Annotated in this window: 15 protein-coding genes, 4 tRNA genes and 2 rRNA genes; all 21 read left to right on the top strand. The window is 55.0% G+C overall.

Annotated features, from left to right (window positions below):
• Window positions 1–2,062 (top strand): 23S ribosomal RNA (locus MUM_RS0122735); the annotation flags it as partial.
• A gap of 156 nt (window positions 2,063–2,218) precedes the next feature.
• Window positions 2,219–2,334 (top strand): 5S ribosomal RNA (gene rrf / locus MUM_RS0122740).
• A gap of 166 nt (window positions 2,335–2,500) precedes the next feature.
• Window positions 2,501–3,460 carry a bifunctional biotin--[acetyl-CoA-carboxylase] ligase/biotin operon repressor BirA gene (gene birA, locus MUM_RS0122745; RefSeq protein WP_010174457.1) on the top strand — a complete coding sequence of 320 codons (960 nt, stop codon included), beginning with the start codon at window positions 2,501–2,503 and terminating at the stop codon, window positions 3,458–3,460.
• Window positions 3,450–4,199 carry a pantothenate kinase gene (locus tag MUM_RS0122750; protein ID WP_010174459.1) on the top strand — a complete coding sequence of 250 codons (750 nt, stop codon included), beginning with the start codon at window positions 3,450–3,452 and terminating at the stop codon, window positions 4,197–4,199. Before birA ends, MUM_RS0122750 begins: the two co-directional genes overlap by 11 nt.
• 7 nt (window positions 4,200–4,206) lie before the next feature.
• A complete protein-coding gene (locus MUM_RS0122755; RefSeq protein WP_010174462.1) occupies window positions 4,207–4,653 on the top strand; it encodes a hypothetical protein in 447 nt (148 codons plus the stop codon).
• 143 nt (window positions 4,654–4,796) lie between these two features.
• Window positions 4,797–4,881, top strand: a tRNA-Tyr gene (locus MUM_RS0122760).
• Between the two features lie 23 nt (window positions 4,882–4,904).
• A tRNA-Gly gene (locus tag MUM_RS0122765) sits at window positions 4,905–4,978 on the top strand.
• Window positions 4,979–5,004: 26 nt separating this feature from the next.
• Window positions 5,005–5,080 (top strand) — tRNA-Thr (locus tag MUM_RS0122770).
• Window positions 5,081–5,243: 163 nt separating this feature from the next.
• Window positions 5,244–5,319 (top strand) — tRNA-Trp (locus MUM_RS0122775).
• A 45-nt stretch (window positions 5,320–5,364) separates the two neighbouring features.
• A complete protein-coding gene (gene secE, locus MUM_RS0122780) occupies window positions 5,365–5,733 on the top strand; it encodes a preprotein translocase subunit SecE (protein ID WP_010174463.1) in 369 nt (122 codons plus the stop codon).
• A 9-nt stretch (window positions 5,734–5,742) separates the two neighbouring features.
• Window positions 5,743–6,276, top strand: coding sequence for a transcription termination/antitermination protein NusG (nusG, locus tag MUM_RS0122785; RefSeq protein WP_003176436.1), 534 nt, complete (start codon window positions 5,743–5,745; stop codon window positions 6,274–6,276).
• Between the two features lie 117 nt (window positions 6,277–6,393).
• Entirely contained in the window at window positions 6,394–6,825 is a 432-nt protein-coding gene (gene rplK, locus MUM_RS0122790; RefSeq protein WP_003210097.1) for a 50S ribosomal protein L11, read from the top strand.
• Entirely contained in the window at window positions 6,825–7,520 is a 696-nt protein-coding gene (rplA, locus tag MUM_RS0122795) for a 50S ribosomal protein L1 (protein ID WP_003176434.1), read from the top strand. The genes rplK and rplA overlap by 1 nt, the downstream gene beginning before the upstream one ends.
• 198 nt (window positions 7,521–7,718) lie before the next feature.
• Window positions 7,719–8,219 (top strand): 50S ribosomal protein L10, encoded by a 501-nt coding sequence (rplJ, locus tag MUM_RS0122800; protein WP_010174464.1) that lies wholly within the window; start codon window positions 7,719–7,721, stop codon window positions 8,217–8,219.
• Window positions 8,220–8,297: 78 nt separating this feature from the next.
• Window positions 8,298–8,663, top strand: coding sequence for a 50S ribosomal protein L7/L12 (rplL, locus tag MUM_RS0122805; RefSeq protein ID WP_003210093.1), 366 nt, complete (start codon window positions 8,298–8,300; stop codon window positions 8,661–8,663).
• Between the two features lie 220 nt (window positions 8,664–8,883).
• Window positions 8,884–12,957: a DNA-directed RNA polymerase subunit beta gene (gene rpoB, locus MUM_RS0122810; RefSeq protein WP_008436421.1), complete on the top strand. Its 4,074-nt coding sequence runs from the start codon at window positions 8,884–8,886 to the stop codon at window positions 12,955–12,957.
• 64 nt (window positions 12,958–13,021) lie between these two features.
• The gene (gene rpoC, locus MUM_RS0122815; RefSeq protein ID WP_003210090.1) at window positions 13,022–17,221 is read left to right on the top strand and encodes a DNA-directed RNA polymerase subunit beta'; all 4,200 of its coding nucleotides are present in this window, start codon (window positions 13,022–13,024) and stop codon (window positions 17,219–17,221) included.
• A 216-nt stretch (window positions 17,222–17,437) separates the two neighbouring features.
• Window positions 17,438–17,809 carry a 30S ribosomal protein S12 gene (gene rpsL / locus MUM_RS0122820; protein WP_002555494.1) on the top strand — a complete coding sequence of 124 codons (372 nt, stop codon included), beginning with the start codon at window positions 17,438–17,440 and terminating at the stop codon, window positions 17,807–17,809.
• 118 nt (window positions 17,810–17,927) lie between these two features.
• Window positions 17,928–18,398: a 30S ribosomal protein S7 gene (gene rpsG, locus MUM_RS0122825; protein ID WP_002555493.1), complete on the top strand. Its 471-nt coding sequence runs from the start codon at window positions 17,928–17,930 to the stop codon at window positions 18,396–18,398.
• Window positions 18,399–18,428: 30 nt separating this feature from the next.
• Window positions 18,429–20,534, top strand: coding sequence for an elongation factor G (gene fusA, locus MUM_RS0122830; RefSeq protein WP_010174505.1), 2,106 nt, complete (start codon window positions 18,429–18,431; stop codon window positions 20,532–20,534).
• Between the two features lie 30 nt (window positions 20,535–20,564).
• Entirely contained in the window at window positions 20,565–21,758 is a 1,194-nt protein-coding gene (gene tuf, locus MUM_RS0122835) for an elongation factor Tu (protein ID WP_003210085.1), read from the top strand.
• Window positions 21,759–21,833 lie beyond the last annotated feature (75 nt).

The raw sequence follows: 21,833 nt of genomic DNA on the forward strand, positions 1-21,833 counted from the left end.
TCATGTATCACTGTAGGGGGTAGAGCACTGTTTCGGCTAGGGGGTCATCCCGACTTACCAAACCGATGCAAACTCCGAATACCTACAAGTGCCGAGCATGGGAGACACACGGCGGGTGCTAACGTCCGTCGTGAAAAGGGAAACAACCCAGACCGTCAGCTAAGGTCCCAAAGTTATGGTTAAGTGGGAAACGATGTGGGAAGGCTTAGACAGCTAGGAGGTTGGCTTAGAAGCAGCCACCCTTTAAAGAAAGCGTAATAGCTCACTAGTCGAGTCGGCCTGCGCGGAAGATGTAACGGGGCTCAAACCATACACCGAAGCTACGGGTATCACCTTCGGGTGATGCGGTAGAGGAGCGTTCTGTAAGCCTGTGAAGGTGAGTTGAGAAGCTTGCTGGAGGTATCAGAAGTGCGAATGCTGACATGAGAACGATAAAGGGTGTGAAAAACACCCACGCCGAAAGACCAAGGTTTCCTGCGCAACGTTAATCGACGCAGGGTTAGTCGGTCCCTAAGGCGAGGCTGAAAAGCGTAGTCGATGGAAAACAGGTTAATATTCCTGTACTTCTGGTTATTGCGATGGAGGGACGGAGAAGGCTAGGCCAGCTTGGCGTTGGTTGTCCAAGTTTAAGGTGGTAGGCTGGAATCTTAGGTAAATCCGGGATTCTAAGGCCGAGAGCTGATGACGAGTTAACTTTTAGTTAACGAAGTGGTTGATGCCATGCTTCCAAGAAAAGCTTCTAAGCTTCAGGTAACCAGGAACCGTACCCCAACGACACAGGTGGTTGGGTAGAGAATACCAAGGCGCTTGAGAGAACTCGGGTGAAGGAACTAGGCAAAATGGCACCGTAACTTCGGGAGAAGGTGCGCCGGTGAGGGTGAAGGACTTGCTCCGTAAGCTCATGCCGGTCGAAGATACCAGGCCGCTGCGACTGTTTATTAAAAACACAGCACTCTGCAAACACGAAAGTGGACGTATAGGGTGTGACGCCTGCCCGGTGCCGGAAGGTTAATTGATGGGGTTAGCTAACGCGAAGCTCTTGATCGAAGCCCCGGTAAACGGCGGCCGTAACTATAACGGTCCTAAGGTAGCGGAATTCCTTGTCGGGTAAGTTCCGACCTGCACGAATGGCGTAACGATGGCGGCGCTGTCTCCACCCGAGACTCAGTGAAATTGAAATCGCTGTGAAGATGCAGTGTATCCGCGGCTAGACGGAAAGACCCCGTGAACCTTTACTATAGCTTTGCACTGGACTTTGAATTTGCTTGTGTAGGATAGGTGGGAGGCTTTGAAGCGTGGACGCCAGTTCGCGTGGAGCCAACCTTGAAATACCACCCTGGCAACTTTGAGGTTCTAACTCAGGTCCGTTATCCGGATTGAGGACAGTGTATGGTGGGTAGTTTGACTGGGGCGGTCTCCTCCTAAAGAGTAACGGAGGAGTACGAAGGTGCGCTCAGACCGGTCGGAAATCGGTCGTAGAGTATAAAGGCAAAAGCGCGCTTGACTGCGAGACAGACACGTCGAGCAGGTACGAAAGTAGGTCTTAGTGGTCCGGTGGTTCTGTATGGAAGGGCCATCGCTCAACGGATAAAAGGTACTCCGGGGATAACAGGCTGATACCGCCCAAGAGTTCATATCGACGGCGGTGTTTGGCACCTCGATGTCGGCTCATCACATCCTGGGGCTGAAGCCGGTCCCAAGGGTATGGCTGTTCGCCATTTAAAGTGGTACGCGAGCTGGGTTTAGAACGTCGTGAGACAGTTCGGTCCCTATCTGCCGTGGACGTTTGAGATTTGAGAGGGGCTGCTCCTAGTACGAGAGGACCGGAGTGGACGAACCTCTGGTGTTCCGGTTGTCACGCCAGTGGCATTGCCGGGTAGCTATGTTCGGAATAGATAACCGCTGAAAGCATCTAAGCGGGAAACTAGCCTCAAGATGAGATCTCACTGGAACCTTGAGTTCCCTGAAGGGCCGTCGAAGACTACGACGTTGATAGGTTGGGTGTGTAAGCGCTGTGAGGCGTTGAGCTAACCAATACTAATTGCCCGTGAGGCTTGACCATATAACACCCAAGCAATTTGCTGACCTGAAAAGGCACCAGATTGCGGTGTGTGAAGACGAAATGAACCGAAAGTTCGATTCTTGCAAACACCGAAAGCTGTCACATACCCAATTTGCTGAAGCGAGGCCAACTGGCCACGACTCAGTACCCGAATTTCTTGACGACCATAGAGCATTGGAACCACCTGATCCCATGCCGAACTCAGCAGTGAAACGATGCATCGCCGATGGTAGTGTGGGGTTTCCCCATGTGAGAGTAGGTCATCGTCAAGATTAAATTCCAGAACCCCTGATTGCTAACGCGATCAGGGGTTTTGTTTTGGGCGGTTGAAAAGTGTTGCGACCGTCTTCAGGTATCTTCAATGCCAAAGTCTTGCCTTTCTATGCAATGGCCTTATGCATGGCTATTATGCCTGCCTCATTGTGAGGCGAGACTTGCATGCTGACGTTGTTGAAACTTCTAAAAGATGGTCGATTCCACTCCGGGGAAGCGCTTGGTGCTGCCTTGGGTGTCAGTCGCAGTGCTGTGTGGAAGCAGCTTCAGCATCTCGAGGCAGAATTGAATCTACCCATCCATAAAGTCCGCGGTCGAGGGTATCAGTTGGCTTCGCCTCTGGTGTTCTTAAATGCTGACGAAATTGGTCGGCATGTGCCTGTTCCTGCATGGCCTGTTTATATCTTTGACTCCATTGACTCTACCAATGCCGAGGCATTGCGCCTTATCGAGGCGGGCCGCACCGCGCCGTTTCTCGTGCTTTCAGAGCAGCAAACTGCCGGCAGGGGAAGGCGAGGGCGGAAGTGGATCAGTCCTTTCGCTCAAAACGTCTACTACAGTCTCGTGCTGCGGATCGATGGCGGTATGCGCCAGTTGGAGGGCCTAAGCCTGGTAGTCGGATTGGCGGTTATGCAGGCGCTGCGGGATGCGGGGGTTCGCAATGCCGGGTTGAAGTGGCCAAATGACGTTTTGGTGGAGCAGAAAAAAATCGCCGGGATTCTCCTGGAGCTGGTTGGTGATCCTGCTGATGTCTGCCATGTCGTCCTGGGTATCGGCATTAATGTGAATATGCAGAAGGCCGAAGAGGTCGATCAGCAATGGACCTCCGTACAGTTGGAGACCGGCAGTGCTGTTGATCGTAACTACCTGGTAGCGCGTCTTGGCGTGCAACTGCAGGCTTATCTTGATCGCCACCAGGCTTCCGGTTTTTCCACCATCCAGAGTGAATGGGAGCAGAGCCATCTGTGGCAGGGTCGATCGGTTTCGCTCATCGCGGGTGTGAATCAGATTGATGGAGTGGTATTGGGGATCGACGGACAGGGTGCGCTACGGTTAAGCGTGGATGGTGTTGAAAAAGTATATAGCGGTGGTGAGCTAAGCCTGAGGTTGCGTGATGATTCTTGAGCTCGACTGTGGGAATAGCTTTATAAAATGGCGAGTGCTTGAGTCGGATAGGGCGCGCATCTTTGCAGAGGGCGTCGTCGGGTCGGATGCCTCTCTGATCGATAGCCTGTTCGCGCTCACGGGGCTCGCGTTAAAGGATTGCCGCTTAGTGAGTGTTCGTGCCTCGGATGAGACGAATCAACTGGTCGCTACCCTGGTAAAAGCGTTTGGCGTCAACGTGCTCTGCGCCGCTTCAGCAAGGCAGATGGGCGGGGTGCGGAATGGGTATGAAGATTTCGAACGCCTGGGCCTGGATCGCTGGCTCGCTATGTTGGGCGGTTTTCAGTTGGCGTCGGGCGCGTGCCTGGTGCTCGATTTTGGCACCGCGGCGACCGCGGACTTCATTGCCGCGGACGGCGAGCACCTCGGAGGCTTTATTTGTCCTGGTATGCCGCTTATGCGTAACCAGCTACGAACGCATACCCGCAAAATACGCTATGACGATATTGCCGCTGAGCGTGCCCTTGAGGCCCTGTCTCCGGGCCGCACAACTGTAGAGGCGGTAGAGCGCGGCTGTACGCTTATGCTGAGAGGGTTCGTGCTCACTCAGTTGGAGTTGGCTCGTAGCTATTGGGGGGCTGACTTCACCGTCTTCCTTACCGGTGGAGATGCCGAGCTGGTGGCGGATGCGGTGCCTCACGGAAGGCTCGTCCCTGATCTGGTTTTTGTTGGCTTGGCGATGGCTTGCCCTTTGTCCTGAGGTTTTTATGCGTTGGCTGTTTCTGCTTTTGCTGGTCCTCAATGTCTTCTATTACATCTGGCATCAGCAGGAAGCACCGTTGAGGGCTAAAGATGTCACGCCTTTGGCACTCTACCGGGGGTCTCAGCAAGACATCCGGCTGTTAAGTGAGTCGGCTGATGCCATGGTGCGGCGAGACAGGGTAAAAGCGCCTGAGGCGCCGGCTGCGTGCCTGTACATCGGCGGCCTGGCTGATCAAAAAGAGGTTCAGTCCGTTGAGCAGCGCCTCACAAGCCTGGATATCAAGGTCAAACTGCAATCGCTGAACCTGCCTGATGCGCCGGGATACTGGCTGCGAGTCGCCCCTGAAAGCCGACGCCTGGCCGATGATCTGCCCTTTGAAAACCTTGCTAATGAATTCAATGAGTTAAAACATAAAATAATGCCGTGCGAAGGCATTGCAACCTTCGAATAGTTTGCATAGAATGGCGCCCGCTTCGCAGTGAAGACCTTTTGGGTCAGCAAGGTGAGGCGAAGGTCAACGCAGCTAACCTCATATTTTTAAATGAGAAAATGCTTGACAGAAGGCTGGCATGATGTAGAATGCCGGCTCGCTTAGGAGGGGTTCCCGAGCGGCCAAAGGGATCAGACTGTAAATCTGACGTCTACGACTTCGAAGGTTCGAATCCTTCCCCCTCCACCATTTTAGCGTGAGCTGCAAGCTCCGCGGGTATAGTTTAGTGGTAGAACCTCAGCCTTCCAAGCTGATGATGCGGGTTCGATTCCCGCTACCCGCTCCAAGTTTGCAGGTTGTGCAAGTTGTTTCGCTCTTGTAGCTCAGTTGGTAGAGCACACCCTTGGTAAGGGTGAGGTCAGCGGTTCAAATCCGCTCAAGAGCTCCATATAACAAGGCAGATATGAAAATATCTGCCTTTGTTTTAACAGCTGCCTCTGATTGATTCCGCTCTCTTTCGCTGTCTTGTTTGGGTTGGTTTCGGGTCTGCAGGGGTTTGTTGTTGTAAAGTCTTTTTCAGATCGGCATAATTGTCGGCCTGATTTTGTTTTAGGTCAGTAGCTCAATTGGCAGAGCGACGGTCTCCAAAACCGTAGGTTGGGGGTTCGATTCCCTCCTGACCTGCCAGATTCACTTGGTGTATCTGGCTTTCTTTTCACAGGATCTTCATAGATGACTCCTAAGGCTGAAGCTCAAGGCTCTCGCTTCGATCTGCTCAAGTGGCTGGTAGTAGTCGCTATTGTGGTCGTAGGCGTTGTTGGCAACCAGTACTACTCTGCGTCGCCGATCCTGTACCGTGTCCTCGCATTGCTCGCCCTTGCTGCTGTCGCTGCCTTTGTTGGCCTGCAGACTGCAAAAGGCAAGTCGTTTGCGGTCCTGGTGAAGGAAGCTCGTACCGAGATCCGTAAAGTCGTTTGGCCGACTCGCCAAGAAACCACGCAGACCACGTTGATCGTGGTAGCTGTTGTTCTGGTTATGGCGTTGCTGTTGTGGGGGCTTGATTCCCTGCTCGGCTGGCTTGTTTCCTTGATTGTTGGCTAAGGGTGTCCCGTGGCTAAGCGTTGGTACGTTGTGCATGCTTACTCGGGTTACGAGAAGCATGTCATGCGCTCTTTGCTAGAGCGCGTAAAGCTGGCAGGCATGGAAGATGGCTTCGGCGAAATTCTGGTTCCCACTGAAGAAGTGGTTGAGATGCGTAATGGCCAGAAACGCAAAAGCGAGCGCAAGTTCTTCCCTGGCTACGTGCTGGTTCAAATGGACATGAATGAGGGTACTTGGCACTTGGTCAAGGACACTCCTCGCGTCATGGGTTTCATCGGCGGTACCGCTGATAAGCCTGCTCCGATCACCGACAAAGAAGCAGAAGCGATTCTGCGGCGTGTTGCTGATGGCAGCGACAAACCCAAGCCGAAGACGTTGTTCGAGCCGGGTGAGGTTGTTCGTGTCACTGACGGTCCGTTTGCAGATTTTAACGGCACTGTTGAAGAAGTTAACTACGAAAAGAGCCGGATCCAAGTGGCAGTGCTCATTTTCGGTCGCTCTACTCCGGTAGAGCTAGAGTTCAGCCAGGTCGAAAAAGTCTAGCTGAGCAAGCATCCCAACCCCGCAGCCTTAGGCTGTGGGGTTTTGTCGTCACTGGGATAAACGCGCAAGTAACCGGGGAGCCTTTCGAGGCGTTCGAACCCGTAATTGGAGTGCCTCATGGCCAAGAAGATTACCGCTTACATCAAGCTGCAAGTGAAGGCCGCTCAGGCCAACCCAAGCCCACCTGTTGGTCCAGCTCTGGGTCAGCACGGCGTGAACATCATGGAATTCTGCAAGGCCTTCAACGCCCGTACTCAGGGTATTGAGCCAGGTCTGCCGACTCCAGTGATCATCACTGTATACAGCGACCGTAGCTTCACCTTCGAAACCAAGTCGACCCCGGCTTCGGTTCTGTTGAAGAAAGCTGCTGGTCTGACTAGCGGTTCCGCTCGTCCTAACACCGTTAAGGTTGGCACTGTGACCCGTGCTCAGCTGGAAGAAATCGCGAAAACCAAAAACGCGGATCTGACTGCAGCTGATATGGATGCAGCCGTGCGTACCATCGCCGGTTCTGCTCGTAGCATGGGCCTTAACGTGGAGGGTGTGTAATGGCTAAGCTGACCAAGCGCCAAAAGGCTATCGCCGGCAAAATCGAGGCGGGCAAGTCCTACAACTTTGTAGACGCTGCTGCTCTGCTGACCGAGCTGTCGACTGTCAAGTTCAGCGAGTCTGTTGACGTTGCTGTAAACCTGGGTGTTGACCCACGTAAATCTGACCAGGTCGTTCGTAGCGCTACTGTGCTGCCACACGGTACTGGCAAGACTGTACGTGTAGCTGTCTTCACCCAAGGCCCGGCAGCTGAAGCTGCTCTGGCCGCCGGCGCTGATCGCGTTGGCATGGACGACCTGGCTGCCGAAATGAAAGGCGGCGACCTGAACTATGACGTCGTCATTGCTTCCCCGGATGCAATGCGCGTTGTAGGTCAGTTGGGTCAGATCCTCGGTCCACGTGGTCTGATGCCTAACCCTAAAGTCGGCACCGTAACTCCAGACGTAGCTACCGCGGTTAAAAACGCCAAGGCTGGTCAGGTTCGTTATCGCACCGACAAAAACGGCATCATTCACACCTCCGTTGGCAAAGTCGGCTTTGATGCCGTCAAGCTGAAGGAAAACGTTGAAGCCCTGATCGCTGATCTGAAGCGTATCAAGCCGGCTTCCTCGAAAGGTATCTACGTCAAGCGCGTTACCCTGAGCACCACTATGGGCCCAGGTCTGGTCATCGACCAAGGCTCGTTGGACGTATAAGACACAAATTGGCGCAAGTAATTGTGCCAATTGAAAAATTGGGGTCCCTGCCTGGCGGGGGCTATCCAAGACCGTAGGCGACGCAAGTCTTAAACCACAAGCCTACGCAGATGGTGCTCCCGGTTCCTTACCGAATCAGACACCAAAACGACATCCGGCCCAGGCCAGATGAAACGGTAACAAGCAGGAGTTAAACCCGTGGCAATTAATCTCGAAGACAAGAAGGCCATCGTCGCTGAAGTCAACGAGGCTGCCAAAGCTGCTCTGTCCGCTGTCGTGGCTGATGCCCGTGGTGTGACAGTAGGCGCTATGACCGGACTCCGTAAAGAGGCTCGTGAAGCTGGCGTATACGTACGTGTTGTACGTAACACCCTGCTCAAGCGCGCTGTTGCTGACACTGAATACAGTGTCCTCAACGACGTGTTCACCGGCCCGACTCTGATCGCGTTCTCCAAAGAACATCCAGGCGCTGCTGCCCGTTTGTTCAAAGAATTCGCCAAGAGTCAGGATAAGTTCGAGATCAAGGCAGCTGCGTTCGAGGGCAAGTTCCTCGCAGCTAACCAAATCGACGTACTGGCAACACTGCCGACCCGTAACGAAGCTATTTCTCAGCTGATGAGCGTGATTCAAGGCGCTACCAGCAAGTTGGCTCGTACTCTGGCCGCAGTTCGCGAGCAAAAAGAAGCTGCCGCAGCCTAAGGCTGAGCATCTCCTCTCGCGTATTTTTGTTTATTTCGATGGCCGCGTAGGCCGTCCCCCAATTCAGGAATTACAGCAATGTCTATCTCCCAAGACGATATCCTCAACGCCGTAGCTGAAATGTCGGTTCTGCAGGTTGTTGAGCTGATCAAAGCTTTCGAAGAAAAATTCGGTGTTTCCGCTGCCGCTGCTTCGGCTGGCCCAGCTGTTGCTGCTGTTGCTGCTGAAGAGCAAACCGAATTCAACGTCATGCTGCTGGAAGCTGGCGAGAAGAAAGTAAACGTGATCAAGGCAGTACGTGAACTGACCGGTCTGGGCCTGAAAGAAGCCAAGGCAGTAGTTGACGGCGCCCCTGCCCAGGTTCTGGAAGCAGTGTCGAAAGACGCAGCTGACAAAGCTAAAGCAGTGCTGGAAGAAGCAGGCGCTAAAGTCGAGCTGAAGTAAGCATCGACCTTGCGTCTCCAGCCCAAGCGTTAAGCTGAAGGCTGATGGCTGGTGGCTCTTGCCACCGGCCTTTTTCCGTTATTGGCAATCGACTCGGTCGTCGCCTCTAACGCGCTGTAACCACCCGATGCGGTGGCGCAAACCATGGGGTTTGCAAGATTTTCTGGCTGCTCCCGTCGGGAGGGGCCAAACAAGCAGGTGACCAAGCTGGGGAACGCTGATGGCTTACTCATATACTGAGAAAAAACGTATCCGCAAGGACTTTAGCAAGTTGCCGGACGTCATGGATGTCCCGTACCTTCTGGCTATCCAGCTGGATTCGTATCGTGAATTCTTGCAGGCGGGAGCGACCAAAGATCAGTTCCGCGACGTGGGCCTGCATGCGGCCTTCAAATCCGTTTTCCCGATCATCAGCTACTCCGGCAATGCTGCGCTGGAGTACGTCGGTTATCGCCTGGGCGAACCGGCATTTGATGTCAAAGAATGCGTGTTGCGCGGTGTTACGTACGCCGTACCTTTGCGGGTAAAAGTCCGTCTGATCATCTTCGACAAAGAGTCGTCGAACAAAGCGATCAAGGACATCAAAGAGCAAGAAGTCTACATGGGTGAAATTCCCCTGATGACTGAGAACGGTACCTTCGTTATCAACGGTACCGAGCGCGTTATCGTTTCCCAGCTGCACCGTTCCCCGGGCGTGTTCTTCGACCACGACCGCGGCAAGACGCACAGCTCCGGCAAGCTCCTGTACTCCGCGCGGATCATTCCGTACCGTGGTTCGTGGTTGGACTTCGAGTTCGACCCGAAAGACTGCGTGTTCGTGCGTATCGACCGTCGTCGCAAGCTGCCGGCCTCGGTACTGCTGCGCGCGCTCGGCTATACCACTGAGCAAGTGCTGGATGCCTTCTACACCACTAACGTATTCCACCTGAGCGGCGAAACCCTCAGCCTGGAGCTGGTGCCTCAGCGCCTGCGTGGTGAGATTGCCGTTCTGGACATCCAGGACGACAAGGGCAAGGTCATCGTTGAAGCCGGCCGCCGTATTACCGCGCGCCACATCAACCAGATCGAAAAAGCCGGTATCAAGACGTTGGAAGTGCCTCTGGACTACGTCCTGGGTCGCACCACCGCCAAGGTCATCGTGCACCCGGCCACCGGCGAAATCCTGGCTGAATGCAACACCGAGCTGAACACCGAGATCCTGGCGAAAATCGCCAAGTCCCAGGTTGTTCGCATCGAGACCCTGTACACCAACGACATCGACTGCGGTCCGTTCGTATCCGACACCTTGAAGATCGACTCCACCAGCAACCAATTGGAAGCGCTGGTCGAGATCTATCGCATGATGCGTCCTGGCGAGCCACCAACCAAAGACGCTGCCGAGACCCTGTTCAACAACCTGTTCTTCAGCCCTGAGCGCTATGACCTGTCTGCGGTCGGCCGGATGAAGTTCAACCGTCGTATCGGTCGTACCGAGATCGAAGGTTCGGGCGTGTTGTGCAAGGAAGACATCGTCGCGGTACTGAAGACCCTGGTCGACATCCGTAACGGTAAAGGCATCGTCGATGACATCGACCACCTGGGTAACCGTCGTGTTCGCTGCGTAGGCGAAATGGCCGAGAACCAGTTCCGCGTTGGCCTGGTACGTGTTGAGCGTGCGGTCAAAGAGCGTCTGTCGATGGCCGAAAGCGAAGGCCTGATGCCACAAGACCTGATCAACGCCAAGCCAGTGGCTGCGGCGGTGAAAGAGTTCTTCGGTTCCAGCCAGCTCTCGCAGTTCATGGACCAGAACAACCCGCTTTCCGAGATCACCCACAAGCGCCGTGTTTCCGCACTGGGCCCGGGCGGTCTGACCCGTGAGCGTGCAGGCTTTGAAGTTCGTGACGTACACCCGACTCACTACGGTCGTGTATGCCCGATTGAAACGCCGGAAGGTCCGAACATCGGCCTGATCAACTCCCTGGCTGCTTATGCGCGCACCAACCAGTACGGCTTCCTCGAGAGCCCGTACCGTGTGGTGAAAGACGCACTGGTCACCGATGAGATCGTGTTCCTGTCTGCCATCGAAGAAGCTGATCACGTGATCGCTCAGGCTTCGGCCACGATGAACGACAAGAAAATGCTGATCGACGAGCTGGTAGCTGTTCGTCACTTGAACGAGTTCACCGTCAAGGCGCCGGAAGACGTCACCTTGATGGACGTATCGCCGAAGCAGGTAGTTTCGGTTGCAGCGTCGCTGATCCCGTTCCTGGAACACGATGACGCCAACCGTGCGTTGATGGGTTCCAACATGCAGCGTCAGGCTGTACCCACCCTGCGTGCTGACAAGCCGCTGGTAGGTACCGGCATGGAGCGTAACGTAGCCCGTGACTCCGGCGTTTGCGTCGTGGCTCGTCGTGGCGGCGTGATCGACTCCGTTGATGCCAGCCGTATCGTGGTTCGTGTTGCCGATGACGAAGTTGAAACTGGCGAAGCCGGTGTCGACATCTACAACCTGACCAAATACACCCGCTCCAACCAGAACACCTGCATCAACCAGCGTCCGCTGGTGAGCAAGGGTGATCGGGTTCAGCGCAGCGACATCATGGCAGACGGTCCGTCCACCGATATGGGTGAGCTGGCACTGGGTCAGAACATGCGCATCGCGTTCATGGCCTGGAACGGTTACAACTTCGAAGACTCCATCTGCCTGTCCGAGCGTGTGGTTCAGGAAGATCGCTTCACCACGATCCACATTCAGGAACTGACCTGTGTGGCACGTGACACCAAGCTTGGGCCAGAGGAAATCACTGCAGACATCCCGAACGTGGGTGAAGCTGCACTGAACAAGCTGGACGAAGCCGGTATCGTTTACGTAGGTGCTGAAGTTGGCGCAGGCGACATTCTGGTAGGTAAGGTCACTCCGAAAGGCGAGACCCAACTGACTCCGGAAGAGAAGCTGTTGCGTGCCATCTTCGGCGAAAAAGCCAGCGACGTTAAAGACACCTCCCTGCGTGTACCTACCGGTACCAAGGGTACTGTCATCGACGTACAGGTCTTCACCCGTGACGGCGTTGAGCGTGATGCTCGTGCACTGTCCATCGAGAAGACTCAACTCGACGAGATCCGCAAGGATCTGAACGAAGAGTTCCGTATCGTTGAAGGCGCGACCTTCGAACGTCTGCGTTCCGCCCTGGTAGGCCACAAGGCTGAAGGCGGCGCAGGTCTGAAGAAAGGTCAGGACATCACCGACGAAGTACTCGACGGTCTTGAGCACGGCCAGTGGTTCAAACTGCGCATGGCTGAAGATGCTCTGAACGAGCAGCTCGAGAAGGCCCAGGCCTACATCGTTGATCGTCGCCGTCTGCTGGACGACAAGTTCGAAGACAAGAAGCGCAAACTGCAGCAGGGCGATGACCTGGCTCCAGGCGTGCTGAAAATCGTCAAGGTTTACCTGGCAATCCGTCGCCGCATCCAGCCGGGCGACAAGATGGCCGGTCGTCACGGTAACAAAGGTGTGGTCTCCGTGATCATGCCGGTTGAAGACATGCCGCACGATGCCAATGGCACCCCGGTCGATGTCGTCCTCAACCCGTTGGGCGTACCTTCGCGTATGAACGTTGGTCAGATCCTTGAAACCCACCTGGGCCTCGCGGCCAAAGGTCTGGGCGAGAAGATCAACCGTATGATCGAAGAGCAGCGCAAGGTTGCTGACCTGCGCAAGTTCCTGCACGAGATCTACAACGAGATCGGCGGTCGCAACGAAGAGCTGGACACCTTCTCCGACCAGGAAATCCTGGATCTGGCGAAGAACCTGCGCGGCGGCGTTCCAATGGCTACCCCGGTGTTCGACGGTGCCAAGGAAAGCGAAATCAAGGCCATGCTGAAACTGGCAGACCTGCCGGAAAGCGGCCAGATGCAGCTGTTCGACGGCCGTACCGGCAACAAGTTTGAGCGCCCGGTTACTGTTGGCTACATGTACATGCTGAAGCTGAACCACTTGGTAGACGACAAGATGCACGCTCGTTCTACCGGTTCGTACAGCCTGGTTACCCAGCAGCCGCTGGGTGGTAAGGCTCAGTTCGGTGGTCAGCGTTTCGGGGAGATGGAGGTCTGGGCACTGGAAGCATACGGTGCTGCTTACACTCTGCAAGAAATGCTCACAGTGAAGTCGGACGATGTGAACGGTCGGACCAAGATGTACAAAAACATCGTGGACGGCGATCACCGTATGGAGCCGGGCATGCCCGAGTCCTTCAACGTGTTGATCAAAGAAATTCGTTCCCTCGGCATCGATATCGATCTGGAAACCGAATAACACGTGACGCGAATCGAGAGCGGGGCTGTTTAGCCCGCTCTCTGCTCCGCCAGGAGGAAAGGCCTTGAAAGACCTACTGAATTTGCTGAAAAACCAGGGTCAAGTCGAAGAGTTCGACGCCATCCGTATTGGATTGGCATCGCCTGAGATGATCCGTTCGTGGTCGTTCGGTGAAGTTAAAAAGCCGGAAACCATCAACTACCGTACGTTCAAACCAGAACGTGACGGCCTGTTCTGCGCCAAGATCTTTGGCCCGGTAAAGGATTACGAGTGCCTGTGCGGTAAGTACAAGCGCTTGAAGCACCGTGGTGTGATCTGCGAGAAGTGCGGCGTTGAAGTTGCACTGGCCAAGGTTCGTCGTGAGCGCATGGCGCACATCGAACTGGCTTCGCCGGTTGCCCACATCTGGTTCCTGAAATCGCTGCCGTCCCGTATCGGCTTGCTGATGGACATGACCCTGCGTGATATCGAGCGCGTTCTCTACTTCGAGAGCTATGTCGTTATCGACCCAGGCATGACCACCCTTGAAAAAGGTCAGCTGCTGAACGACGAGCAGTACTTCGAAGCGCTGGAAGAGTTCGGCGACGATTTCGATGCCCGCATGGGTGCCGAAGCTGTCCGCGAACTGCTGCACGCTATCGACCTGGAGCACGAGATTGGCCGCCTGCGTGAAGAAATTCCGCAAACCAACTCCGAAACCAAGATCAAGAAACTGTCCAAACGTCTGAAGTTGATGGAAGCCTTCCAGGGTTCCGGCAACTTGCCAGAGTGGATGGTGCTGACCGTTCTGCCGGTTCTGCCGCCAGACCTGCGTCCGCTGGTGCCGTTGGATGGCGGTCGCTTCGCGACTTCCGACCTCAACGACCTGTACCGTCGCGTGATCAACCGTAACAACCGCTTGAAGCGTCTGCTCGACCTGTCCGCTCCGGACATCATCGTGCGCAACGAAAAGCGTATGTTGCAAGAAGCTGTCGATGCTCTGCTCGACAACGGTCGTCGTGGCCGCGCTATCACCGGTTCGAACAAGCGTCCTCTGAAATCCCTGGCTGACATGATCAAGGGTAAGCAAGGTCGTTTCCGTCAGAACTTGCTCGGTAAGCGTGTTGACTACTCCGGTCGTTCGGTAATTACCGTAGGCCCGACCCTGCGTCTGCACCAGTGCGGTCTGCCGAAGAAGATGGCTCTCGAGCTGTTCAAGCCGTTCATTTTCGGCAAGCTGGAAATGCGTGGTCTCGCGACCACCATCAAGGCCGCCAAGAAGATGGTCGAGCGCGAACTGCCAGAGGTTTGGGACGTTCTCGCTGAAGTGATCCGTGAACACCCGGTTCTCCTCAACCGTGCACCGACCCTTCACCGTCTGGGTATCCAGGCGTTTGAACCGGTACTGATCGAAGGTAAGGCTATCCAGCTGCACCCTCTGGTCTGTGCTGCGTACAACGCCGACTTCGACGGCGACCAAATGGCCGTGCACGTACCGCTGACACTGGAAGCCCAGTTGGAAGCGCGTGCGTTGATGATGTCGACCAACAACATTCTGTCTCCAGCCAACGGTGAGCCAATCATCGTTCCGTCGCAGGACGTTGTATTGGGTCTGTACTACATGACTCGTGAAGCGATCAACGCCAAGGGCGAAGGTCGTGTGTTCGCGGATCTGCAGGAAGTTGACCGTGTGTTCCGTGCCGGCGAAGCCGCACTGCACGCCAAGGTTAAAGTCCGCATCCACGAAACCATCAACGATCGTGATGGTGGCAGCGTCAAGAACACCCGTATCGTCGACACCACTGTCGGCCGTGCGCTGTTGTTCCAGGTTGTTCCACCTGGCCTGTCGTACGACGTGGTCAACCAGCCAATGAAGAAAAAGGCGATCTCCAAGCTGATCAACCAGTGCTACCGCGTGGTTGGTTTGAAAGAGACCGTTATCTTCGCTGACCAGTTGATGTACACCGGTTTTGCTTATTCGACCATTTCCGGCGTTTCCATCGGTGTTAACGACTTCGTTATCCCCGACGAGAAAGCCGCCATCATCGGTGCTGCTACCGATGAAGTGAAAGAGATCGAAAGCCAGTACGCCTCCGGCCTGGTAACCCAGGGCGAGAAGTACAACAAAGTGATCGACCTTTGGTCCAAGGCCAACGACGAAGTGTCGAAGGCGATGATGTCGAACCTCTCGAAAGAGCGCGTTATCGACCGTCATGGCGTGGAAGTCGATCAAGAGTCGTTCAACTCGATGTATATGATGGCCGACTCGGGCGCACGGGGTTCTGCTGCGCAGATCCGTCAGCTCGCCGGTATGCGTGGCCTGATGGCCAAGCCGGACGGTTCCATCATCGAAACGCCGATTACTGCGAACTTCCGTGAAGGTTTGAGCGTACTTCAGTACTTCATCTCGACTCACGGTGCTCGTAAAGGTCTGGCGGATACCGCGTTGAAAACCGCTAACTCCGGTTACCTGACTCGTCGTCTGGTAGACGTTGCGCAAGACTTGGTTGTGACTGAAGTTGACTGCGGTACCGAACACGGTCTGCTGATGACTCCGCACATCGAAGGCGGCGACGTTGTAGAGCCGTTGGGTGAGCGCGTACTGGGTCGAGTAATCGCCCGTGACGTATTCAAGCCAGGCACCGAGGAAGTCATTGTTCCTGCCGGCACCCTGGTAGATGAAAAGTGGGTCGAGTTCATCGAACTCAACAGCATCGACGAAGTGATTGTTCGCTCGCCGATCAGCTGCGAAACCCGCTACGGCATTTGCGCCAAGTGCTACGGCCGTGACTTGGCTCGTGGTCACCAGGTGAACATCGGTGAAGCGGTCGGCGTTATCGCTGCCCAGTCCATCGGTGAGCCGGGTACCCAGCTGACCATGCGTACGTTCCACATCGGTGGTGCGGCAAGCCGGACCTCCGCAGCCGACAGCGTTCAGGTGAAGAATGGCGGTACCGTCCGTCTGCACAACCTGAAGCACGTTGAGCGAGTGGATGGCCACTTGGTAGCTGTGTCCCGTTCCGGTGAGCTGGCAATCGCTGATGACTACGGTCGTGAGCGTGAGCGTTACAAGCTGCCGTACGGTGCTGTGATTTCGGTTAAAGAAGGTGACAAGGTCGACGCTGGCGCAATCGTGGCCAAGTGGGATCCGCACACTCACCCAATCGTTACCGAAATGAAAGGTACCGTGACCTACGTGGGCATGGAAGAAGGCATCACGATCAAGCGTCAGACTGACGAATTGACCGGTATGACCAACATTGAAGTACTCGACGCCAAAGACCGTCCAGCTGCAGGCAAAGATATCCGTCCTGCCGTGAAGATGGTTGATGACAACGGCAAGGATCTGTTGCTGCCAGGCACTGACGTTATCGCTCAGTACTTCCTGCCAGCCAACGCCCTGGTCGGTGTTGCGGATGGTGCGAAGATCGCGATCGGTGATGTTATCGCTCGTATCCCGCAAGAAACTTCGAAAACCCGTGACATCACCGGTGGTCTGCCGCGTGTTGCCGACTTGTTCGAAGCTCGTCGTCCGAAAGAAGCGTCGATTCTGGCTGAAGTCAGCGGCACCATCGCGTTCGGTAAAGAAACCAAAGGCAAGCGCCGTCTGGTCATTACGCCGAACGACGGTAGCGATCCGTACGAAGAGCTGATTCCGAAGTGGCGTCACCTGAACGTCTTCGAAGGCGAACAGGTAAACCGCGGCGAAGTTATCTCCGACGGCCCGAGCGATCCACACGACATTCTGCGTCTGCTGGGTGTGAGTGCGCTGGCCAAGTACATCGTTAACGAGATCCAGGACGTTTATCGTCTGCAAGGCGTGAAGATCAACGATAAGCACATCGAGACCATCCTGCGTCAGATGCTGCGTAAAGTTGAAATCGCTGAATCCGGCGATTCGAGTTTCATCAAGGGCGACCAGATGGAACTGACTCACGTACTGGTAGAGAACGAGCGCCTGGCGAACGACGAGAAATTCGTTTCCAAGTTCACTCGTGTGTTGCTGGGTATCACCAAGGCGTCGTTGTCCACTGAGTCGTTCATCTCGGCGGCCTCCTTCCAGGAGACCACTCGCGTACTGACCGAAGCAGCGGTAACCGGCAAGCGCGATTACCTGCGCGGCCTGAAAGAAAACGTGGTTGTGGGTCGTCTGATCCCGGCCGGTACCGGTTTGGCCTACCACAGCGAGCGTAAGCGTCGCCGTGAACTCGACAAGCCGTTGCGCGTAAGCGCCAGTGAAGTGGAAGCTGCACTGACCGAAGCACTGAACTCAAGCGGTAACTGAGTTCTGCGGTAAATAAGACCGGGCCCTGGCAGCCCCGTTCGTCGGAACGAGACAGAATTGTCCCGGTTCGATGGAGGGGGAGGTCGGGGCCTTGCCTTGACTGGGGACAAGATCCTCTTTAGACTCTTGTACCCCTAAATTTGGCGGGAATTCGTTCCTGCCATTTTGCTTTTCTTGCAAGACAATAGCGTCGCAAGACAACAGTGGAGCTAGTAGATGGCAACTATCAACCAGCTGGTACGTCAGCCGCGTAAGCGTATCGTCGAGAAATCCGACGTGCCTGCGCTGCAGAACTGCCCGCAACGTCGTGGCGTATGCACTCGCGTGTATACCACTACGCCGAAAAAACCTAACTCGGCACTGCGTAAAGTATGCCGTGTGCGCCTGACCAACGGTTTCGAGGTTTCCTCGTACATCGGCGGTGAAGGCCACAACCTGCAAGAACACAGCGTGGTACTGATCCGCGGCGGTCGTGTAAAAGACTTGCCAGGTGTTCGTTACCACACCGTACGCGGCTCCTTGGATACTTCCGGCGTTAAAGGTCGTAACCAGGGTCGTTCGAAGTACGGTACCAAGAAGCCTAAGTAGTAGCGGCTTTTTGTAAAACTGAATCATCTTATTTTCTGAGTCGATAAGAGTAAGGTCGGAGGCGTCCCGAAAGGGCACTAATTCCGAGCGAACCTGAAGACCGTTTGAGGGCTTATCCATGCCAAGAAGACGCGTAGCAGCCAAGCGCGAAGTGCTTGACGATCCAAAATACGGAAGCCAAATTCTGGCCAAGTTCATGAACCACGTGATGGAAAGCGGCAAGAAAGCCGTTGCCGAGCGTATCGTTTATGGCGCGCTGGAAAAGGTTAAAGAACGCAAGAACAGCGACCCCCTGGAAATCTTCGAGAAAGCTCTCGACGCCATCGCTCCGCTGGTCGAAGTGAAGTCGCGCCGTGTAGGCGGTGCTACTTACCAGGTTCCGGTTGAAGTTCGCCCGTCCCGTCGTAACGCTTTGGCAATGCGCTGGTTGGTAGACTTCGCCCGCAAGCGCGGCGAGAAGTCTATGGCCCTGCGTTTGGCTGGCGAACTGTTGGACGCTGCTGAAGGTAAAGGTGCTGCTGTTAAGAAGCGTGAAGACGTGCACCGTATGGCTGAAGCTAACAAAGCTTTCTCGCACTACCGCTTCTAATTCTAGCTTCACTAATTTTGCGAGGGCTTTATGGCTCGTACTACTCCGATTAGCCGCTACCGTAACATCGGTATCGTTGCTCACGTGGATGCTGGTAAAACCACCACCACCGAGCGCGTACTGTTTTACACCGGCAAAAGTCACAAGATGGGCGAGGTGCATGACGGCGCCGCGACCACAGACTGGATGGTTCAGGAGCAGGAGCGTGGTATTACCATTACTTCTGCTGCTATTACCGCCTTCTGGAAAGGTTCCGAGAAGCAGTACAAGGATGAGCACCGCTTCAACGTAATCGATACCCCGGGCCACGTAGACTTCACCATTGAAGTTGAACGTTCCCTGCGCGTACTCGACGGCGCTGTCGTTGTGTTCTGCGGTACCTCGGGTGTTGAGCCTCAGTCGGAAACCGTATGGCGTCAAGCCAACAAATACGGCGTTCCACGTCTTGTTTACGTAAACAAGATGGACCGCGCTGGTGCGAACTTCCTGCGCGTGATCGGTCAGATCAAGCAGCGTCTGGGTCACACCCCAGTGCCAATCCAGTTGGCTATCGGTTCCGAAGACAACTTCCAGGGGCAGATCGATCTGCTGACCATGGAAGCTGTTTACTGGAACGATGCTGACAAGGGTATGGTTCCTCGTCGCGAAGCTATCCCTGCTGAACTGCAGGAGTTGGCTGACGAGTGGCGCAACAACATGGTTGAAGCTGCGGCCGAAGCCAGCGAAGAGCTGATGAACAAGTACCTCGAAGGTGAAGAACTCACCAACGCGGAAATCAAGGCCGCTCTGCGTCAGCGTACTATTGCTGGTGAGATCGTCTTGGCTGTTTGCGGTTCCTCGTTCAAGAACAAGGGTGTTCCCCTGGTTCTCGATGCTGTGATCGACTACCTGCCAGCACCAGTGGATATTCCTGCCATCAAGGGTACTGACCCGGATGACGAGACTATCGAGCTGGAGCGTCACGCAGACGACGCAGAACCGTTCTCCGCTCTGGCATTTAAAATTGCCACTGACCCATTCGTGGGTACCTTGACCTTCGTCCGCGTTTACTCGGGCGTGTTGAACTCCGGCGACGGCGTGATCAACTCGGTTAAAGGCAAGAAAGAGCGCGTGGGTCGTATGGTGCAAATGCACGCAAACGCCCGCGAAGAGATCAAGGAAGTGCGCGCTGGTGACATCGCGGCCCTGATCGGCATGAAGGACGTCACCACTGGTGAAACCTTGTGCAACGCTGACAAGCCAATCATCCTGGTTCGCATGGACTTCCCGGAGCCGGTTATTTCGGTTGCCGTTGAGCCTAAGACCAAGGATGACCAGGAAAAAATGGGTATCGCTCTGGGCAAACTTGCTCAGGAAGATCCATCTTTCCGCGTCAAGACTGATGAAGAGACTGGTCAAACGATCATCTCCGGCATGGGCGAGCTTCACCTGGACATCCTGGTTGACCGGATGCGCCGTGAGTTCAACGTCGAAGCCAACATCGGTAAGCCTCAGGTTTCCTATCGTGAGCGCATCACGAAGAACTGCGAAATCGAAGGCAAATTCGTTCGTCAATCCGGCGGTCGTGGCCAGTTCGGCCATTGCTGGATCCGTTTTGCTCCTGCTGATGAAGGTCAGGAAGGTCTGCAATTCGTGAACGAAGTAGTGGGCGGTGTTGTTCCTAAGGAATACATCCCGGCTATCCAGAAGGGTATCGAAGAGCAGATGAAGAACGGTGTTGTTGCCGGCTATCCGCTCATCGGCCTGAAGGCGACCGTTTTTGACGGTTCTTACCACGACGTCGACTCCAACGAGATGGCGTTTAAGGTGGCTGCTTCCATGGCTACCAAGCAACTGGCCCAGAAGGGCGGTGGTGAGTTGCTTGAGCCGATCATGGCAGTAGAAGTCGTTACGCCTGAAGACTACATGGGTGACGTGATGGGCGACCTTAACCGTCGTCGCGGCATGATCTTGGGTATGGAAGATACGGTTTCCGGCAAAGTGATTCGTGCCGAGGTTCCGTTGGGCGAGATGTTCGGTTATGCGACCGACGTTCGTTCCATGTCTCAGGGTCGCGCAAGCTACTCTATGGAATTCAAAAAATACAACACAGCTCCGGCGCACATCGCTGAAACTGTATCCAAAAAACAAGGCTGATTCAGTCCTTTAGGCAAGGAGTTAATTGTCGTGGCTAAAGAAAAATTTGATCGTTCCCTACCGCACGTAAACGTTGGCACTATCGGCCACGTTGACCACGGTAAAACCACTCTGACCGCTGCTCTGACTCGCGTCTGCTCCGAAGTTTTCGGTTCGGCTCGTGTTGACTTCGACAAGATCGACAGCGCACCAGAAGAAAAAGCTCGTGGTATCACCATCAACACCGCGCACGTTGAATACAACTCGCTGATCCGTCACTACGCTCACGTTGACTGCCCAGGTCACGCTGACTACGTGAAGAACATGATCACCGGTGCTGCCCAGATGGACGGCGCGATCCTGGTTTGCTCGGCCGCTGATGGTCCGATGCCACAAACCCGTGAACACATCCTGCTGTCCCGTCAGGTAGGCGTTCCGTACATCGTGGTTTTCCTGAACAAGGCTGACCTGGTAGACGACGCTGAGCTGCTGGAACTGGTTGAGATGGAAGTGCGCGATCTGCTGAGCACTTACGACTTCCCGGGCGACGACACTCCGATCATCATCGGTTCTGCTCGTATGGCTCTGGACGGTCTTGACGACAACGAAATGGGCACCACTGCCGTTCGTAAACTGGTTGAGACTCTGGACAGCTACATCCCAGATCCAGTTCGTGTTATCGACAAGCCGTTCCTGATGCCAATCGAAGACGTATTCTCGATCTCCGGTCGCGGTACTGTTGTGACTGGTCGTATCGAGCGCGGTATCGTTAAGGTTCAAGATCCACTGGAAATCGTTGGTCTGCGTGACACTACCGTCACCACCTGCACCGGTGTTGAAATGTTCCGTAAACTGCTCGACGAAGGTCGTGCAGGCGAGAACTGCGGCGTTCTGCTGCGTGGTACCAAGCGTGACGACGTTGAGCGTGGCCAGGTTCTGGTCAAGCCAGGTTCGGTTAAGCCGCACACTACCTTCGAAGCTGAAGTGTACGTGTTGAGCAAAGAAGAAGGCGGTCGTCATACTCCGTTCTTCAAAGGCTACCGTCCACAGTTCTACTTCCGGACCACTGACGTGACCGGTAACTGCGAACTGCCGGAAGGCGTTGAAATGGTAATGCCAGGCGACAACATCAAAATGGTTGTCACCCTGATCAAAACCATCGCAATGGAAGATGGTCTGCGTTTCGCTATCCGTGAAGGCGGTCGTACCGTCGGCGCTGGCGTCGTAGCCAAAATCATCGCTTAATAAGTGATGACTTGAAAAAGCCCCCGCTCAGCGGGGGCTTTTTTATTGAGTTGACACCCATATGGGGCGTCTATA

Origin of the sequence: Pseudomonas sp. PAMC 25886 (assembly GCF_000242655.1) — a bacterium.
Taxonomy (GTDB): Bacteria; Pseudomonadota; Gammaproteobacteria; order Pseudomonadales; family Pseudomonadaceae; genus Aquipseudomonas.

Excerpts from the sequence above, each read along its gene's own strand:
- birA (WP_010174457.1), top strand. The coding sequence starts at position 2,501 with ATGCTGACGTTGTTGAAACTTCTAAAAGATGGTCGATTCCACTCCGGG.
- MUM_RS0122750 (WP_010174459.1), top strand. The coding sequence starts at position 3,450 with ATGATTCTTGAGCTCGACTGTGGGAATAGCTTTATAAAATGGCGAGTG.
- MUM_RS0122755 (WP_010174462.1), top strand. The coding sequence starts at position 4,207 with ATGCGTTGGCTGTTTCTGCTTTTGCTGGTCCTCAATGTCTTCTATTAC.
- secE (WP_010174463.1), top strand. The coding sequence starts at position 5,365 with ATGACTCCTAAGGCTGAAGCTCAAGGCTCTCGCTTCGATCTGCTCAAG.
- rplK (WP_003210097.1), top strand. The coding sequence starts at position 6,394 with ATGGCCAAGAAGATTACCGCTTACATCAAGCTGCAAGTGAAGGCCGCT.
- rplA (WP_003176434.1), top strand. The coding sequence starts at position 6,825 with ATGGCTAAGCTGACCAAGCGCCAAAAGGCTATCGCCGGCAAAATCGAG.
- rplL (WP_003210093.1), top strand. The coding sequence starts at position 8,298 with ATGTCTATCTCCCAAGACGATATCCTCAACGCCGTAGCTGAAATGTCG.
- rpoB (WP_008436421.1), top strand. The coding sequence starts at position 8,884 with ATGGCTTACTCATATACTGAGAAAAAACGTATCCGCAAGGACTTTAGC.
- rpsL (WP_002555494.1), top strand. The coding sequence starts at position 17,438 with ATGGCAACTATCAACCAGCTGGTACGTCAGCCGCGTAAGCGTATCGTC.
- rpsG (WP_002555493.1), top strand. The coding sequence starts at position 17,928 with ATGCCAAGAAGACGCGTAGCAGCCAAGCGCGAAGTGCTTGACGATCCA.
- fusA (WP_010174505.1), top strand. The coding sequence starts at position 18,429 with ATGGCTCGTACTACTCCGATTAGCCGCTACCGTAACATCGGTATCGTT.